The sequence below is a fragment of the Leifsonia aquatica genome (assembly GCF_014190775.1).
Lineage (GTDB): Bacteria > Actinomycetota > Actinomycetes > Actinomycetales > Microbacteriaceae > Leifsonia > Leifsonia aquatica.
On record NZ_JACHVP010000001.1, the window covers coordinates 1,299,860 to 1,315,315 of the forward strand.

Annotated in this window: 18 protein-coding genes and 1 tRNA gene; 8 read left to right on the forward strand and 11 right to left on the reverse strand. The window is 70.9% G+C overall.

The features are described from left to right. Positions 1-5: 5 nt before the first annotated feature. The 8 genes from tatC to FHX33_RS06260 form a co-directional block, all read right to left on the reverse strand. Positions 6-758 (reverse strand): twin-arginine translocase subunit TatC, encoded by a 753-nt coding sequence (tatC, locus tag FHX33_RS06225; RefSeq protein ID WP_021761601.1) that lies wholly within the window; start codon positions 756-758, stop codon positions 6-8. 43 nt (positions 759-801) lie between these two features. Next, positions 802-1,023 carry a Sec-independent protein translocase subunit TatA gene (tatA, locus tag FHX33_RS06230; protein ID WP_021761604.1) on the reverse strand — a complete coding sequence of 74 codons (222 nt, stop codon included), beginning with the start codon at positions 1,021-1,023 and terminating at the stop codon, positions 802-804. Beyond that, on the reverse strand, positions 1,023-1,376 hold the full coding sequence (locus FHX33_RS06235; protein ID WP_021761606.1) for a hypothetical protein: 354 nt from the start codon (positions 1,374-1,376) through the stop codon (positions 1,023-1,025). The genes tatA and FHX33_RS06235 overlap by 1 nt, the downstream gene beginning before the upstream one ends. A gap of 9 nt (positions 1,377-1,385) precedes the next feature. Further along, positions 1,386-2,360, reverse strand: coding sequence for a helix-turn-helix transcriptional regulator (locus tag FHX33_RS06240; RefSeq protein WP_021761608.1), 975 nt, complete (start codon positions 2,358-2,360; stop codon positions 1,386-1,388). After that, entirely contained in the window at positions 2,353-3,387 is a 1,035-nt protein-coding gene (locus FHX33_RS06245) for a helix-turn-helix transcriptional regulator (RefSeq protein WP_039921637.1), read from the reverse strand. The genes FHX33_RS06240 and FHX33_RS06245 overlap by 8 nt, the downstream gene beginning before the upstream one ends. Positions 3,388-3,406: 19 nt before the next feature. Continuing rightward, positions 3,407-4,309 (reverse strand): FKBP-type peptidyl-prolyl cis-trans isomerase, encoded by a 903-nt coding sequence (locus tag FHX33_RS06250; RefSeq protein ID WP_039921639.1) that lies wholly within the window; start codon positions 4,307-4,309, stop codon positions 3,407-3,409. Between the two features lie 64 nt (positions 4,310-4,373). Beyond that, on the reverse strand, positions 4,374-5,387 hold the full coding sequence (locus FHX33_RS06255) for a tRNA (adenine-N1)-methyltransferase (protein WP_021761613.1): 1,014 nt from the start codon (positions 5,385-5,387) through the stop codon (positions 4,374-4,376). A 6-nt stretch (positions 5,388-5,393) separates the two neighbouring features. Continuing rightward, on the reverse strand, positions 5,394-6,104 hold the full coding sequence (locus tag FHX33_RS06260; RefSeq protein WP_276325276.1) for an HAD family hydrolase: 711 nt from the start codon (positions 6,102-6,104) through the stop codon (positions 5,394-5,396). A gap of 88 nt (positions 6,105-6,192) precedes the next feature. On the opposite strand from FHX33_RS06260, the gene FHX33_RS06265 reads away from it, so the two are divergent. Further along, complete coding sequence (locus FHX33_RS06265) at positions 6,193-7,134, forward strand: proteasome assembly chaperone family protein (RefSeq protein ID WP_179702093.1); 942 nt, start codon at positions 6,193-6,195, stop codon at positions 7,132-7,134. 40 nt (positions 7,135-7,174) lie between these two features. On the opposite strand, the gene FHX33_RS06270 is transcribed toward FHX33_RS06265, so the two are convergent. Together FHX33_RS06270 and FHX33_RS06275 are read right to left on the reverse strand one after the other, a co-directional pair. Continuing rightward, on the reverse strand, positions 7,175-8,038 hold the full coding sequence (locus tag FHX33_RS06270; RefSeq protein WP_021763676.1) for an undecaprenyl-diphosphate phosphatase: 864 nt from the start codon (positions 8,036-8,038) through the stop codon (positions 7,175-7,177). Positions 8,039-8,077: 39 nt separating this feature from the next. Next, positions 8,078-9,382: a M20/M25/M40 family metallo-hydrolase gene (locus FHX33_RS06275; protein WP_039922722.1), complete on the reverse strand. Its 1,305-nt coding sequence runs from the start codon at positions 9,380-9,382 to the stop codon at positions 8,078-8,080. Between the two features lie 156 nt (positions 9,383-9,538). Between FHX33_RS06275 and FHX33_RS06280 the strand changes: the two genes are divergently transcribed. The 4 genes from FHX33_RS06280 (at position 9,539) to FHX33_RS06295 (ending at position 12,846) form a co-directional block, all read left to right on the forward strand. After that, a tRNA-Leu gene (locus tag FHX33_RS06280) sits at positions 9,539-9,623 on the forward strand. 155 nt (positions 9,624-9,778) lie between these two features. Further along, positions 9,779-10,729, forward strand: a complete 951-nt coding sequence (locus FHX33_RS06285; protein ID WP_039920861.1) for a cation diffusion facilitator family transporter — start codon at positions 9,779-9,781, stop codon at positions 10,727-10,729. Between the two features lie 40 nt (positions 10,730-10,769). Then, positions 10,770-11,732 carry a helix-turn-helix transcriptional regulator gene (locus FHX33_RS06290; protein WP_021756754.1) on the forward strand — a complete coding sequence of 321 codons (963 nt, stop codon included), beginning with the start codon at positions 10,770-10,772 and terminating at the stop codon, positions 11,730-11,732. A 10-nt stretch (positions 11,733-11,742) separates the two neighbouring features. After that, positions 11,743-12,846: a VIT1/CCC1 transporter family protein gene (locus FHX33_RS06295; RefSeq protein ID WP_021756756.1), complete on the forward strand. Its 1,104-nt coding sequence runs from the start codon at positions 11,743-11,745 to the stop codon at positions 12,844-12,846. A gap of 11 nt (positions 12,847-12,857) precedes the next feature. On the opposite strand, the gene FHX33_RS06300 is transcribed toward FHX33_RS06295, so the two are convergent. After that, positions 12,858-13,361 (reverse strand): DUF1707 SHOCT-like domain-containing protein, encoded by a 504-nt coding sequence (locus tag FHX33_RS06300; RefSeq protein ID WP_183428277.1) that lies wholly within the window; start codon positions 13,359-13,361, stop codon positions 12,858-12,860. Between the two features lie 356 nt (positions 13,362-13,717). Between FHX33_RS06300 and FHX33_RS06305 the strand changes: the two genes are divergently transcribed. The 3 genes from FHX33_RS06305 to FHX33_RS06315 all read left to right on the forward strand — a co-directional run bounded on the left by FHX33_RS06305 (position 13,718) and on the right by FHX33_RS06315 (position 15,386). Beyond that, a complete protein-coding gene (locus FHX33_RS06305) occupies positions 13,718-14,056 on the forward strand; it encodes a helix-turn-helix domain-containing protein (protein WP_155828988.1) in 339 nt (112 codons plus the stop codon). A 132-nt stretch (positions 14,057-14,188) separates the two neighbouring features. Then, positions 14,189-14,479 (forward strand): DUF6504 family protein, encoded by a 291-nt coding sequence (locus FHX33_RS06310; RefSeq protein WP_021761938.1) that lies wholly within the window; start codon positions 14,189-14,191, stop codon positions 14,477-14,479. A gap of 70 nt (positions 14,480-14,549) precedes the next feature. Next, entirely contained in the window at positions 14,550-15,386 is an 837-nt protein-coding gene (locus tag FHX33_RS06315; protein ID WP_021761940.1) for a DUF3097 domain-containing protein, read from the forward strand. Positions 15,387-15,456: the final 70 nt, after the last annotated feature.

Consider the following 15,456-nt stretch of genomic DNA (forward strand, 5'->3'; position numbering starts at 1 on the left):
CCAGACTATGCCGCCAGCTCGGCCTCCAGCCGATCCGCGACCTTCGCCACGCGGCGGTCGTGCAGCCACGCGACGCCATAGGCGGCGAAGTAGAGGCCCACCATAGGAATCGCGAGCAGGAACATCGAGAGCACGTCGGCCGCCGGGGTGGCGATGGCGGTGAACAGCACGATCAGGATGAGCGCCCAGCGCCACGACGCGATGATCGACTTGGCGCTGAGGATCCCCACGAAGTTGAACAGCACGAGGAACACCGGCAGCACGAAGGCGATCCCGACCGCCAGGACCAGCTTCATGATGAAGTCGAAGTAGGTCTTGGCGCCGATGATGGCGGCGTCCTGCTCGGGCGCGAAGCTCGTGAGGAGGCTGACGATGTGCGGCACCAGCATCCAGCCGACCACTCCGCCCGCGATGAACAGCGGGACGGCGGTGAAGAAGAAGCCGAAGGCGTACTTCAGCTCTTTGCGGGTCATCGCGGGGACGAAGAACGCCCACACCTGGTAGAGCCAGACGGGGCTGGAGATGATCGCGCCGATCGTCACCGCGACCTGCATCTTCAGATCGAAGGCACCCGTGATGCTGTCGTAGTTGAGGGTCGCGTCCCGGCCCTGCTGCTCGGCGATCTGCGTGATCGGACCGCGCAGGGCGTCCATGACGAAATCGGCGAGGAACCAGCCGATGACGGCGCCGACGAGGAGAGCGATCGCCGACCGGAAGAGGCGTTTGCGAAGCTCGACGAAGTGCTCTGCGAGCGACATCCGCCCTTCGCGGTTCTTGCCTCGCTTGGTGGAGGCCACCGCGTTACGGCTTCGGCTTGGTCTCGGCCGACGAGTCCGTCACGGTCGGCTCGGACGAGGCGTCGGCGTCCTTGCCGTCCTTCTTCATCTCGTTGACCTCGCCCTTGAAGATGCGCATCGACTGACCGATGCTCTTCGCGAGCGCGGGGAGCTTCGGCGCACCGAAGAGGAGCAGGATCACTGCGAGGATGATGAGCAGATGCCATCCGGTGAGTCCACCGAGCATTATGGAGTCCTTCGAGTCACGTATTCAAAGCGCGAGGGGTCCGCTTTGACCAGTAGCTTACCGCGCCGCACGCGCGCATCCCTGCGAGCTTGCTTTGCGAACTCCCGATCGGCGCGGGCCTGCGTGCGCTCCTGGCGGAGCGCGGCGGCGTCGGCGAAGACGGCGGGATGGAAAGGCTCCTCCCGCAGGTCGTCGACGCGGGACTGCAGGATCTCCGCCTTCTCGATCAGCGCGGTGGCCTCCCGGCCCGCCGCCATGAGCTTGCGGAACAGGCTCCAGGCGAAGTAGGCGAGCATGCCGAGCAGACCGAGCACCAGCACGGTCCAGATCACGAGCCACGACCACCACGGCATGCCGGAAGCCTACCGGTACCGCGCTGCGCCGGCGGCGGCCCACTCGCCGACGACGCGACGCGCCTCGGGCGGGTCGAGCACGGTGAGCACGCCCGAGAGGCCGCCGGCGAGCCGCTTGAGGCCGTGGAAGTGCGCCACCCGCACGCTGGTGCGCACGACGCCGTCGTGCTCGCGGCGCTCGGCGCCCTCGGGGATGTAGTCCTCGATGAGCGGCACCGCGGAGGCGGACACCTCGACGGTGACGAGCTGGTCGTCCGGCGTGCCCTCGAACAGCGTCTCCGGGAGGGTGACGTCGCCCGGGCTGTACGCGATCGGCACGTCCGTCGCGGTGAGGTTCTCGATGCGGTCGAGCCGGAAGGTCCGCAGCGCGGTGCGCGCGTGGTCCCAGCCCCGCAGGTACCAGTCCTGGTCGATCGACTCCACGCGCAGCGGGTCGACCCTGCGGCGCTCCCGCTCGCCGCGGGAGTTGCGGTAGTCGAAGTCGAGGCGGGTGCCGGCGATCACCGCATCCCGGATCGCGGCCAGCGCCTCGTCCGTCTCGGAGCGCGCGACCGCGACTTCGCTGGGGGCACCGGAGGCCCCGCGAGCGAGCTTCGCCATCAGGGAGCCGATCACGTCGCGGTCCGCGTTCTCGGGAAGCGCCGTGAGGTACTGCAGGCCGGCGATCAGCGCCGCCGCCTCCCGCGCCGAGAACCGCGGCGAGTCGTCGATGGCGACCTGGTGCGTGAGGACGATCCGGTCGTTGTCCTCGAAGTCGTCCCAGGAGATGTCGAAGAGATCTCCCGGCTGGTACGCGTTCGTCTCGCCCGGCACGCCGGAGACGGCGATCAGCCGCACGGCGTCGCGCAGCTGGTCCGGCTCGACGCCGAAGTGCGCGGCGGCCTCCGTCACGCTCACCCGGTCGCGGTCCATCAGGTACGGCACCAGGGCCAGCAGGAAGGCGAGCTTGTCCTGCGCCTGCATCGGCCGGCGGCGGTCAGCCATCGTGCTCCTCCCCTGCTCCGTGGGCGCGCGCGGTGGCGAGCAACCGGTCCAGCACCTGCTGACGCAGCTCCGGCGGCGAGACCACCAGGACCTCGGGCCCGAAGCTCGCCAGCTGGTCGGCGAGGATGTTGATGTCCGAGAAGTTCACGGTCAGGGTGAAGGCCTCGCCGTCACCGTGAACCGGCACCGCGTCGCCGTACCGCTTGCGCAGGCGTGTGGCGGCGTCCGTCCCGGCGTCGACGCGGATCTCGGCGACGTTCGCCTCCCAGATCGCGTCGAGGTCGGCCAGGGCGCGCTCGGCGAACCCGTCGCCCTCCGGCTCGAACGTGCGGTTCGTGACCTTCACCGGACCGACCATGCGCGAGAGCAGGAAGGTGCGGGACCCCTGGGCGTCCTGGTCGATGCCCTGCAGGTGCCAGCGGCCCTGGTGCTGCACGAGCGCGAGCGGCGCGACCGTGCGCAGGCGCGAGGCGGTCTCACCGGGCTTGAGGTAGGGGAACTGCACGATCGCGTGCCGCTCCAGCGCCTGGCTCAGCGGCTCGAACGCCGCCTCCCGCACGCGCAGACGCGGCGCGTAACCGACGATCGGCTCGTCCGCCTCCACGCCGAGGGAGCGCAGCTTCATCAGCGCTCGACGGGACTCGCCCGAGAGCGACCCCTCGCGCCAGACGGTCGCGGCGAGACCGAGCAGCGTGATCTCCTCCGGGGAGAAGACGACGTCCTGCGGGAGGTCGTACGCGCCCTTCGGGATGCGGTACCGCAGCAGCTGGTTGTTGCCGGAGGCCTCCGGGGACTCGATGGTCTCCAGCGGGACGCCGAGCTCGCGGATGTCGTCCTTGTCGCGCTCGAACTGCCGCTCCAGGCTGCTGTTGTCGCCGTGGGCGGCGTAGCGCTGGCGGTAGCCCTGCACGGTCGACAGGATCTCGTTCTTCGTCAGCCCCGTCTCCGTCGCGAGCAGTGCCAGCACCAGGCTGAACAACCGCTCCTCGACAGGGACGCGCGACGGCGAGGACGAGGTTTTCGGCACCCGTCCATCCTAGTCGCGGCTAGCGGACTCCGAGGATGTCGACGACCCACGCGGCGGCCGGGAAGGCGCTGTCCTTGGGGGTCTCGATGACGACCTGCGAACCGACCTTCTGCCCGACGAGCTCCTTGAGCATCGCCTGCGGGAGCACCGAGCTCGACTGGTTCTGGAGCGAGCTCTGGCCGCTCGCGATGTCGACGAGGTCGGGCGAGGTCGTCCAGCTGCTCGTGACGACGTTCTTCTCCTCCCAGCCCACGGCGGTGTACTGGAGGACGGCCTGGCTGTCCTTCTTCACCACGGCGCCGTCGCCCTGCTTGAGCAGCTCGCTGCGCACCTTCGTGGGCGCGCCGCCCGACGACGGGATGGTGATGCCCGGCTGACCGGTCGGCGCGAGCACGACGGTCGGGAAGCCCGAGACCGACGGGCGCACGGCGCCGTTCGCGGCCGGGAGGAACGCCTTGACGACGTCGATGACGTAGACCGGCGACGGGGAGCCGGAGCCCGCGTCGGCGCCGGAGTCCTTCGGGGAGACCACGATGGCCACGCGCGAGCCGACCGGGGCGCAGAGGAGGCCCTTGCTGATCGCGTCGGTTCCGGTCGCGAAGAGCTGCTTCGACGAGCTGCTGCCCGCGACCTCGCCCGTCTCGCCGTTGACCACGCTGTACGTGACCTCGAGCATCTGGTTGCGCTGGACCTTCTCGCCCGTGCCCTCGGTGAGGATCGTGCGCTGCGAGGTCGTGGTGTCGATCGGCGCCGGCACCTCGATCTTGGGCGTGCCGCCGATCTTGCCGGTCGCGGAGACCAGGTCGGAGGCCTTGCCCGACGGGAGTGCCCCGTCGCAGCTCGCGTTCGGGTTCGACGAACAGCCGGTCAGCGCGACGGCCAGCAGGCCGGCGGCCACGACGAGTGCGGTAGCTCTGCGCACGGGTCCTCTTTCGATGCGAATCGGTGGGGAGGCCGGAGGTACGAGACCTCACGACCTCCTCATGCTAGTCGACGGTCGGGGCGTCCTCGTCCGCCTCGTCGCGGGCCTTGGCCAGCTCGGCGCTCGTCGCGGCCTCCCGCACCCGCTTGCGCAGGCTCTTCGGGCTGGACTGACGCTCGCCGAGCGCGCCGGGCGTCCAGGCCTCGACGTCGGCGTCCGAGTAGTCGCTCTTCGACGGGCGGCGCTTGAGTTCCGGCAGCACTGTGTCGGGGGCGAGCCTCCGCGCGGTCAAGAGGAAGCCGGTGTGCGCGATCATCCGGTGGTCCGGGCGCACGGCGAGCCCCTCCACGTGCCAGCCGCGGACCATCGTCTCGCTCGACTGCGGGTGCGTGAAGTTCCCGGTCGCGCGGATGGCCTCGGCCACACGGGAGAGCTGCGTGACCGTGGCGACGTAGCAGATGACCACGCCGCCGGGCTTGAGCGCCGTCGTCACGGCGTCGAGGGTCTCCCACGGGGCGAGCATGTCGAGCACCACGCGGTCGACCGAGCCCGGCTCGACGGCGGCGGGCAGTGCCTCTTGCAGGTCGCCGACGGTGACCGTCCAGTTCTCCGGGTCGGAGCCGAGGAAGGTTGCCGCGTTGTCCCGCGCCACCTCGGCGAACTCGTCGCGCCGCTCGAACGAGTGCAGGCGCCCTTCCGGGCCGATCGCGCGGAGGATCCAGAGCGAGAGCGCCCCGGAGCCGACCCCGGCCTCGACGACGGTCGCGCCGGGGAAGATGTCCGCCAGCGCGAGGATCTGCGCAGCATCCTTCGGGTACACGATCGCGGCACCGCGCGGCATCGACATGACGAAGTCGGTGAGCAGCGGGCGCAGCGCCAGGTGCTCAACGCCGGCGTTGTTCGTGACGACCGAGCCGTCCGGGAGGCCGATGATGGCGTCATGCTCCAGCACGCCCCGGTGGCTGTGGAACAGCTTGCCCGGCACCAGCGTGATGGTGTTCATGCGGTTCTTGGGGCCGGTCAGCTGCACGCGGTCGCCCGCGCGGAAGGGGCCGGAGCTGCGTCGTGTCTCGTTCATCGGTGTCTACGCCTTCGGGGTCTGCGTGCGGGCCGCGACGACCGCGGCGATGTCGTCGGCCGTGCGGCCGTCCAGGGTGGTCCAGATGGTGTGCCCGTCCGACTCCGGGATCGGCACGATGTGCGGCACGCCGATGGCCATCGCGCCGGAGGCGACAGCGGACGCGAGGCCCACGAGCGAGTCCTCGATGGCGACCGCGTCGCGCGGGTCAACGCCCAGCAGGTCGGCGGCGCGCAGGTACGGCTCCGGGTGGGGCTTCGGGTGCTCGACCTCGTCGCCGCTGACGATCAGGTCGAAGGCGTCGAACGGGATGTGGGCGACGACCTGCTCCGCCATCCTCCGCACCGACATCGTCACGAGCGCCGTGCGCACGCCGCGCTCGCGCAGCGACGACAGCAGCTCGCGCGCGCCGGGCCGCCACGGGACGCCCTCGGTGTCGAGCTTCTGCTGCACCCGGTCGGTCAGCCAGGAGACGATCGCGTCCGCCTCCATGTCGACGCCGTGCGAACGGAGGATCTCCGCGGACGTCCACAGGCCCTGCCCGACGAGCAGGAGCGCGTCGTCGTGGGTCCAGGTGCCGCCGAACGAGGAGACGAGCTCCTCCTCGGACGCCATCCAGTAGGGCTCGGTGTCGACCAGCGTGCCGTCCATGTCCCAGAGCACGGCGGCCGGGAGGAGCGAGCGGTCGGAGGCGGTGTCGGGGATCGGTGCAGTCACGGGCCACAAGTCTATCCGTACGCACTCGGGCCTATTCTGGAGGGACGGCGGTCGAACGGTCGCGTGGAGAGGACCAGGTACAGCTGAAGTGACTGACGCAGACAGCATTCTCGACGGGCGCATCCTCGTGGTCGCCTTCGAAGGCTGGAACGACGCCGGCGAAGCGGCCAGCGGCGCGGTGAAGACGCTCAAGGAGCAGCTCGACGTCGTGCCCATCGCCGAGGTCGACCCCGAGCTCTACTTCGACTTCCAGTTCAACCGGCCGGTGGTCGAGGAGCTCGACGGGCGCCGCCGCCTGGTCTGGCCGTCCGCCATCGTCTACGGCCCCGCGCTCCCCGGGCACGTCCCGGACGGGCTCGCCGACGACGCGGACCTGAGCGTGACCGGCGACAACGCCGGCAACATCTTCCTGCTGGTCGGCACGGAGCCCTCCCGCAGCTGGCGCAGCTTCACCGCCGAGATCATCGACGTGGCGCTCGCCGCCGACGTCGGCGCGATCGTCTTCCTCGGCGCGATGCTCGCCGACGTGCCGCACACCCGCCCCATCTCCGTGTTCGCGTCGAGCGAGAACGCGACCGTCCGCGCGCAGCTGGGCGTCGAGCGTTCCAGCTATGAGGGGCCGGTCGGCATCCTGAGCGCGCTCGCCGAGGGCGCGGAGGACGTCGGCATCCCGACCATCATGATCTGGGCGTCGGTGCCGCACTACGTGCACAACGCGCCGAGCCCGAAGGCCGTGCTCGCCCTCATCGACAAGCTCGAGGAGATGGTCGACGTGACCATCCCGCGCGGCTCGCTGGTCGAAGAGGCCGGCGCGTGGGAGGCGGGCATCGACGCGCTCGCGGCCGACGACGAGGAAATGGCGGCGTACATCCAGCAGCTGGAGCAAGCGCGCGACACCGTCGACTCCCCCGAGGCGAGCGGCGAGGCCATCGCCCAGGAGTTCGAGCGCTACCTGCGCCGCCGCGACGGCAAGGACGGCCGCGACGGCGGGACCGCCGGACGCGCGCCGGACGACCCGCGCCGAGGCTGAGAGCGGTCCGCTCAGGCCGGCCCGCGCCTGGCTGCCTGGGTCAGGCGGCGAGCACGCCCGTGCCGAGCAGGATCATCAGCAGCACGCCGAGCGCGACGCGGTAGATCACGAACGGCAGGAAGCTGCGGCGCGAGATGTAGCCCATGAAGAACGCGATGACCAGCAGGCCGACGACGAAGGCGACGAGGGTCGCCGCGGCGGTCTCCGCGGGCCCGAAGACCTCGACCGTGCAGGTCCCGGCCTTCGCCAGCGCCTCCGTGCACGGCTCCTTGATCGCCTTGTAGAGCTGGTAGAAGCCGCTGCCGAACACCGCGGGCAGTGCCAGCAGGAACGAGTAGCGTGCGGCCGCGCGGCGCTGGTAGCCCATGAAGAGCCCGGCGGTGATCGTGCCGCCCGAACGCGACACGCCCGGGATGAGCGCGAGCGCCTGCGCGAAGCCGAAGATGATGCCGTGGCCCCAGGTCAGTTCCTTGAGGCGGCGCGTCTTCGCGCCCACCCAGTCGGCGATGCCGAGCAGGATGCCGAACACGATCAGCGTCGTTGCCACGATCCAGAGCGAGCGGAAGGTCGTCTCGATCGCGTCCTGGAAGAAGAGGCCGAGCACCACGATCGGCACGCTGCCGAGGATGACCAGCCAGCCCATCTTGGCGTCGGGGTCGTTGCGCGGGATCTTCCCGAACAGCGCCAGGAACCAGCGCGAGATGATCCGCGTGATGTCCTTCCAGAAATACAGGAGGACGGCGGCCTCGGTGCCGAGCTGGATGATCGCGGTGAACCGCGCGCCCGGGTCGCCCCCGGTGCCGAGCAGCTCACCGACGATGCGGATGTGCGCGCTCGACGAGATCGGGAGGAACTCCGTGAGTCCCTGGACGAGCCCGAGGATGAGGGCGTTGATGAACTCCATGCGTCGCTTTCGCCAGGTCGGTGGATCGGGGGCCGCGGCTCAGTAGCTGCTGAGCAGGTCCCGGAGCACGGCTCTACCGAACACTAGCGCGTCGAGCGGGACGCGCTCGTCGACGCCGTGGAACATGCCGGGGAAGTCGAGATCCTTCGGCAGTCGCAGCGGGGCGAAGCCGTAACCGGTGATCCCGAGTTTGCTGAGCGCCTTGTTGTCGGTGCCGCCCGAGAGGAGGTACGGGAGCACGGGCGCGCCCGGGTCGTGCCGCTCCAGTGTGCCGGTGATCGCGTCGATCAGCTCGCCGCCGAAGTGCGCCTCCAGGCCGATGTCGCGGTGCATGATCTGCACCTCCACGTCGTCGCCGACGAGGCGCTGCACCTCGGCGAGCACGCGGTCCTCGTCGCCGGGCAGCGTACGGATGTCGACCAGCGCTTCCGCCGTGTCCGGGATGACGTTGTGCTTGTAGCCGGCCTCGAGCAGCGTCGGGTTGGTGGTGGCGCGCAGCGTCGCGAGGATGAATCCCGCGGCCGTGCCGGTGCGGAGGACGACCTCGTCCGGGCCGACGCGCTCGGGGTCGACGTCGAGCAGCCGGCCCAGCTCCTCGATGAGGCGCGTGGTGGTCGCGGTCAGCTGGATCGGCCAGTCGGTGCGGCCGATCGCGACGACGGCCTCGGCGAGCCGGGTGATCGCGTTGTCGCGGATCAGCCGCGAACCGTGGGCAGCCTTCCCGCGAGCGATCAGCTTGATCCAGACGAGGGACTTCTCCCCCGTCTGCAGCAGGTAGGCCCGACGGCCCTCGAGGTCGATGGAGTACCCGCCGACCTCGCTGATCGCCTCGGTCGCGCCGGCGAAGAGCTCGGGGTGGTTGTCGACGAGGTGGTGGGAGCCGCGGCGGCCGCCGTCCTCCTCGTCGGCGAAGAACGCCACGACCAGGTCGCGCTCGGGCTGCTCCCCCGCGTTCAGGATGTCGCCGACCGCGGTCAGGATCATCGCGTCCATGTTCTTCATGTCGACCGCGCCGCGCCCCCACAGCAGGCCGTCCTTGATGACGCCGCCGAAGGGGTCGACACTCCAGTTGCGCGGGTCGGCGGGCACGACGTCGAGGTGGCCGTGGACGACGAGGGCCGGCTTCTCCGGGTTGCGTCCGGCCACGCGGGCGACGACGCTGGTGCGTCCGGGGTCGGAGTCGAAGAGCTGCGGCTTCAGGCCGAGCGCGCTCAATCGCGCCTCGACGTACTCGGCGGCGTCCTTCTCGCCGTTGGACTTGCCCTCCCCGTAGTTCGTCGTGTCGAAGCGGATCAGGTCGCGGGCGATGATCGCGGTCTCGTCCAGCGTGGAGTCGTCGGTCATGACCTCCACGCTACCCGGCGGAGCCCCTGCGACCGCCCCGTCGTGACGGCGAGTGACGCGCCACGCCCGGGATGCTCGGCCGATGTGAATCCGGGCCGGGTATCCGTGCTAATGTCTTTCTTCGGCAGCCGGTTCGTCCGGAAGCCGCAAACACCCGTCCGGGTGGCGGAAATGGCAGACGCGCTAGCTTGAGGTGCTAGTGCCCGTATAGGGCGTGGGGGTTCAAGTCCCCCCTCGGACACAGCGGAAGGCCCCGGTCGAACGACCGGGGCCTTCGTCGTTCCCGGCGACGTCTCCCCCCTCGCGCACATTCGTGCCGAATGTCGAGAATGGCGCTGGCATTCACGACATTCGGCACGAATGTGCGCGGCGGAAACGGGGACTATCGTGGCCGCCATGGCCTCGAAGCGGGAATCGTCCAGCGTCTTCACCGTGATCCTCGCCCTCGGCGCCAATGTGCTGGTCGCGATCGCGAAGACCATCGCGGCGGCGCTCACCGGTTCCGCCTCCATGGTCGCCGAGGCCGCGCACTCCTGGGCCGACTCGGGCAACGAGATCTTCCTGCTGCAGGCGGAGCGCTCGGCCGCCCGCCCGCGCGACTCCGCCCATCCGGGAGGCTACGGGCGCGAGTCGTACGTCTGGAGCCTGTTCGCCGCCGTCGGCCTGTTCACGGCCGGCGCGGTCGTGTCGATCATGCACGGCGTCTCCGAGCTCGGGTCGAACGAGCGCGAGGCCGACTATGCCATCGCGTACGGGGTGCTCGCGGTGTCGTTCGTCTTCGAGGGGATCTCGTTCCTCCAGTCGTACCGGCAGGCGCACAAGCTGGCCAGCGAGCGCGGCACGAGCACCGTCGAGCACGTCCTCAGCACCTCCAACCCGACCCTGCGCGCCGTGTTCGCGGAGGACTCGGCCGCGCTCATCGGCCTCGTCATCGCCTTCGCCGGCATCCTGCTCCACCAGCTCACCGGGCAGGCGGTCTACGACGCGCTCGGCTCCATCCTGGTCGGCGTGCTGCTCGCGGTCGTGGCCGTGGTGCTCATCGACCGCAACCGCCGGTTCCTGCTCGGCGAGCAGGCGCCCGAGCGCGCCCGGCAGGCCCTCCTCGCCAGGATCCTCGCGCATCCCGAGGTCGAGAAGGTCACCTACCTGCACCTCGAGTTCGTCGGCCCCGAGCGGCTGTTCGTCGTCGCCGCGATCGACCTCGCGGGCGACGACCGGGAATCCGCCGTCGCGGCGGACCTCGCCGCGGTGGAGGCCGATCTCGAGCGCGACGAGCACATCACGGAGGTGGTCCTCACGCTGTCCCGGCCGGGGGCGGAGGCGCTCCTCCCAGACGCGGCGCAATAGCGGTCACGATCCGTCCGCATCCCGGTGCACACTGGGAGGCATGGCAAGCACCGGATCGCGCACCCTGCAGCTGCTCTCGCTGCTGCAGACCCATCGCTACTGGCCCGGCAACGACCTCGCCGAGCGGCTCGGCGTGTCCCCGCGCACGCTACGGCGTGACGTGGACCGGCTGCGCGACCTCGGCTACCCCGTCGATGCCACCCGTGGTGTCGCGGGAGGCTACCAGCTCGCGGCGGGCGCGTCCCTGCCTCCGCTCGTGGTCGACGACGAGGAGGCGGTCGCTCTCGCCGTCGGGCTGCGCACGGCCGCGCAGAGCGGGATCGCGGGGGTCGAGGAGGCGTCGGTGCGTGCCCTCGCGAAGGTGGTCCAGGTCATGCCGCCGCGCCTCAAGCGTCGCGTCGACGCCCTGCGGGTGGCGACCCTCGCGACGGCGATGCGCGGCGGCCCCGTCGCCGACGCCACGACGCTGACGACGGTCGCCCAGGCCTGCCGGGATGAGGAGCGGCTCGAGTTCACCTACGTCGCCCGCGGCGGGGAGGAGACGCGACGCACCGTGGAGCCGCATCGGCTCGTCTCTGTCGGGCGCCGCTGGTACCTGGTCGCCTACGACCTGACCCGGTTCGACTGGCGCAGCTTCCGCCTCGACCGGCTGACCGAGCCGCGCGTGACCGGCGCGCGCTTCCGGCCGCGGGAGCTGCCCGCAGAGGATGCGGCCGAGTACGTCCGCGCCTCCCTCTCCCCCGCGGCGGCTCCGCTCGTCGTCGACGCCGTCGTCAGCGCGCCCTACGACCGGGTGGAGGAGGCCATCGGCCGCTGGGCGACGGTCTCCCCCGCCGGCGACGCGACCTCCCGGGTCCGGCTGACCGTCGAGAGCGCCGAGTGGGCGCTCTTCGGGCTGGCTGCGGCCGGCGCACCCTTCATCATCGAGGGGCCGGACGCGGTGCGCGAACTCGCCGCCGTCTGGGCCGACCGCTTCCGCGACGCCGCGACGGGGGTCGCCTAGACTTCTCGCGATGACGAGCACCGAGCGCACCCCCACCCCCGCCGACATCCGGCGCTGGCGGCGCTACCTGGCCGACGAGCGCGCGGAGGCCTCCGTCTACCGCGATCTCGCCCAGCGCCGCACCGGCGAGGAGCGGGAGATCCTCCTCGCGCTCGCCGATGCCGAGGGCCGCCACGAGCAGCACTGGCTCGACCTGCTCGGCGACCAGGTGGGCAAGCCGCTCCGCGGGGACATCCGCACGCGCATGCTCGGCTTCCTCGCCCGCCGCTTCGGCTCCGTCTTCGTGCTCGCGCTGGCGCAGCGCGCCGAGGCCCGCTCCCCGTACGCGACGGATGCCGACGCGACGCCGCAGATGGCCGCCGACGAGCAGGTGCACGAGGAGGTCGTGCGCGCCCTCGCCGCGCGTGGCCGGCAGCGCCTCTCGGGCACGTTCCGCGCCGCGGTCTTCGGCGCCAACGACGGCCTGGTGAGCAACCTCGCCCTCGTGCTCGGCGTGAGCGCGAGCGGCGTCGCGACCCACGTCGTCCTCCTCACCGGTGTCTCCGGGCTCCTCGCGGGCGCCCTCTCGATGGGTGCGGGCGAGTACGTGTCCGTGCGGTCGCAGCGGGAGCTGCTGGAGGCCTCCAGCCCCAACCCCGCGACGCGCTCCGCCCTCCCGCATCTGGATGTCGACGCCAACGAACTGACGCTCGTCTACCGCGCTCGCGGCATGTCGCCCGCGGACGCGCAGGCCCGCGCCTCCGAGACACTGCGGACCTTGGAGGCGTACACCAGCGAGATCCCCGTCACCACGCCTGGCGCTGCCTCGGCTCCCGTCGAGGACGAGCACGAGGCGGTCGGCAACGGCTGGAGCGCCGCCGTGTCGAGCTTCTGCTTCTTCGCCTCGGGCGCGCTCGTGCCGATCCTCCCCTACCTGTTCGGCCTCGGCGGCACGGCGGCGGTGCTCGTCTCCGCGGGGCTGGTCGGCATCGTGCTGCTCGCCACCGGAGCCATCGTGGGCCTGCTCTCGGGAGGGTCGCCCCTCAAGCGCGCGCTGCGCCAGCTCGCGATCGGCTACGGCGCCGCAGCGGCGACCTACGTGCTCGGCCTGCTGTTCGGGACCGCACTCGGCTAGTCCCCGCGCGACTAGCGCCGGCGCGGGCCGTCGATGCCGTAGACCAGCGCGCCCGAGAGCGGGATCAGCAGGAACCACAGCCAGCTGTACTGGTAGCCCCAGATCCCGCTGGTGACGAAGAAGAGGATGACCGCGATGAACGGCATCACCGAGACGACGAGCAGGCCCCAGCGGTTGTTCGGGCGGTAGCGCTGCTCCGCGTACGGATCGCCGGGCGGCGCTGCGGCCGGGCCGGGAGCGTACGCCCCTGCCGGCGGCACCGGCTGCGCGGGAGGAAGGGGCTGCGCGGGCTGCCCCGCGTGGTCGTCGAGCTGCACGCCGCCGGGCAGATCCGCGAAGAGCGGCGCGAGGTCGCCGCGCGTGACCGCCGACCGCGCCGAGGCGACGCGCGACTGCAGTTCCGCTCCGTCGAGCCTCCCGGCGTTCGCGTGCGCCTGGAGGGCCGCGACCGCGCGCTCCCGCTCGTCCGTGCTGAGGCGCAGCGAGGCGCCGGAAGGGTCGTTGAGGTCGGTCATGCGGACAGTATGCCAGGGGCAGGAGTTCTGCCGCAGGACATCCGTGACGGTTCGCGTCTGAGGACATCGGTGACAATTGGCGGTCGTGGTTGACGACGGCAGCGCTGAAATCTCCTGGGCGCGCCTTGGCTCTTCCCGGAATCTGTAGCTCGTGCTTCACTTCACGTATGCCGATTGCTCCCATATTCAACGGGGCCGCGTTGGTCTCTGAACTCGACTCCCGCCGAGTCCGGTTAGGCCTGGGGTGGCCGGCTTTGGCGGAGGAGCTCACAGAACAGTCGGCCGGCCTGAGGGCCGCGCTGAACGACCATGCAGTGTGCTCGGGTGCGCTCGTTCGGACGGTGAGACGCGGCTCCATGTCCTGCCAGTACGCGCTCATGCTGCTGCAATGGCTGGACCGCTCTCCTGAGGAGTTCCTGTTCGGGCGGAGTCGAGCGGTGGGAGACACACGTCTGCCGGCTGTCGGGGCCGACGTTCGCCTACGTTGGGATCTCCCTCAGCTTTATGAGGCCGTGAACGATCAGAGGCGCGATCGCGGACTCACCTGGGCGATCCTGGCTGAACAGCTGGGATGCACTCCGAGCCGCGTGACGAACCTCCGCACCGCCCGCCTCGCGGACATGGACCTCGCCATGCGGCTCACGCAATGGCTGGGGAGGCCGGCAACGGATTTCGTGCATCCCGCCACATGGTGAGAGCCACATCACCGCAGTCGGACACAACTCCCGACAGGGCCGACGTGTCACCGATGTCCTGAGACGGAAATTGTCCCCGGATCGGTCTACACTCGCATTCGAACATCCGTTCGAATCGAGGAGGTGGCGGCGATGACCGATGTCGACGAAGCGGTCGCCGTGTGGACGACCGAGGAGGGCATCCCGCTGCGGCTGGTCTGGCGGTCGACGCGCTACCGGGTGAGCGACATGCCGACCGTCTGGGCGGCGGCGCCGGCCTGGTGGCGGCCGTTCGGCGAGCACCGCTACGACGTCGGCGCCCTGCCGCGCGAGATCGGCGGCTGGCGGTTCCAGGCGACCAGCGACACCGGCGACGCCCACGTGTTCGACGTGCGGCACGACGCCGTCGACCGCACCTGGCGCCTGGTGCGCGTCTTCGACTGACCGGCCGGCTCCCGGGCGGCGGGCGTGCCTCCCGCGGACGCCCGGGCGCATCGCATAGCCTCCTGGGGTGATGGACGACCGCTACGGATCCGATGTGCTGGCACCCGGATGGAAGACGGCCGGGCGCAAGCCCGTGCCCGACGTCGAGGCGGTGCGCGACCTGGTGGTGGAGGAGTCCGCCACCGGCTTCTGCGGGGCGATCACCCGCCTGGAGGCGCAGACCGTCGAGCTGGAGGACTACTTCGGCAAGAAGCGCGTCTTCCCCCTCGGGTCGGCGTTCCTGATCGACGGCGAGCCGGTGCGCCTGGTCGTGCCGAAGCGCACGGCGGGTGGCCCGGGGCGCACGGCATCCGGTTCGTTCGCGGTCGGCGAGCAGAAGGCGCGCATCGCCCGTGCGAGCCGCATCTTCGTCGAGGGCCGGCACGACGCCGAGCTCGTCGAGCGCGTGTGGGGCGACGACCTGCGCGTCGAGGGCGTCGTCGTCGAGTATCTGGAGGGCGTGGACGACCTGGACGCGATCGTGCGCGAGTTCGCCCCCACACGGGAGCGCCGCATCGGCGTGCTGGTCGACCACCTGGTCCCCGGCTCCAAGGAGAGCCGGATCGCCGAGACGGTCGCGCGCGGCCCGTACGGCGCGCACGTGCTCGTGGTCGGTCACCCCTTCATCGACATCTGGCAGGCGGTCAAGCCTGCCCGGGTCGGCCTGGAGGCGTGGCCGTCGATCCCGCGCTCGATCGAGTGGAAGCGCGGGATCTGCGCAGCGCTGGGTCTCCCCCACGAGAACCAGGCCGACATCGCGCGCGCCTGGAAGCGCATCCTGGGCCAGGTGCGCACGTTCGCCGACCTGGAGCCGGAGCTGCTCGGCCGGGTGGAGCACCTGATCGACTTCGTGACCGAACCGGCGTAGGGTCCGTCCACCGGGGCACAGCGTTTGCACCACAGCGCCTGTACCCCACAGCGTTTGTACCCCAGAATGC

Excerpts from the sequence above, each read along its gene's own strand:
- tatC (WP_021761601.1), bottom strand. The coding sequence starts at position 758 with ATGTCGCTCGCAGAGCACTTCGTCGAGCTTCGCAAACGCCTCTTCCGG.
- tatA (WP_021761604.1), bottom strand. The coding sequence starts at position 1,023 with ATGCTCGGTGGACTCACCGGATGGCATCTGCTCATCATCCTCGCAGTG.
- FHX33_RS06235 (WP_021761606.1), bottom strand. The coding sequence starts at position 1,376 with ATGCCGTGGTGGTCGTGGCTCGTGATCTGGACCGTGCTGGTGCTCGGT.
- FHX33_RS06240 (WP_021761608.1), bottom strand. The coding sequence starts at position 2,360 with ATGGCTGACCGCCGCCGGCCGATGCAGGCGCAGGACAAGCTCGCCTTC.
- FHX33_RS06255 (WP_021761613.1), bottom strand. The coding sequence starts at position 5,387 with ATGAACGAGACACGACGCAGCTCCGGCCCCTTCCGCGCGGGCGACCGC.
- FHX33_RS06270 (WP_021763676.1), bottom strand. The coding sequence starts at position 8,038 with ATGGAGTTCATCAACGCCCTCATCCTCGGGCTCGTCCAGGGACTCACG.
- FHX33_RS06275 (WP_039922722.1), bottom strand. The coding sequence starts at position 9,382 with ATGACCGACGACTCCACGCTGGACGAGACCGCGATCATCGCCCGCGAC.
- FHX33_RS06285 (WP_039920861.1), top strand. The coding sequence starts at position 9,779 with ATGGCCTCGAAGCGGGAATCGTCCAGCGTCTTCACCGTGATCCTCGCC.
- FHX33_RS06290 (WP_021756754.1), top strand. The coding sequence starts at position 10,770 with ATGGCAAGCACCGGATCGCGCACCCTGCAGCTGCTCTCGCTGCTGCAG.
- FHX33_RS06295 (WP_021756756.1), top strand. The coding sequence starts at position 11,743 with ATGACGAGCACCGAGCGCACCCCCACCCCCGCCGACATCCGGCGCTGG.
- FHX33_RS06300 (WP_183428277.1), bottom strand. The coding sequence starts at position 13,361 with ATGACCGACCTCAACGACCCTTCCGGCGCCTCGCTGCGCCTCAGCACG.
- FHX33_RS06305 (WP_155828988.1), top strand. The coding sequence starts at position 13,718 with ATGTCCTGCCAGTACGCGCTCATGCTGCTGCAATGGCTGGACCGCTCT.
- FHX33_RS06310 (WP_021761938.1), top strand. The coding sequence starts at position 14,189 with ATGACCGATGTCGACGAAGCGGTCGCCGTGTGGACGACCGAGGAGGGC.
- FHX33_RS06315 (WP_021761940.1), top strand. The coding sequence starts at position 14,550 with ATGGACGACCGCTACGGATCCGATGTGCTGGCACCCGGATGGAAGACG.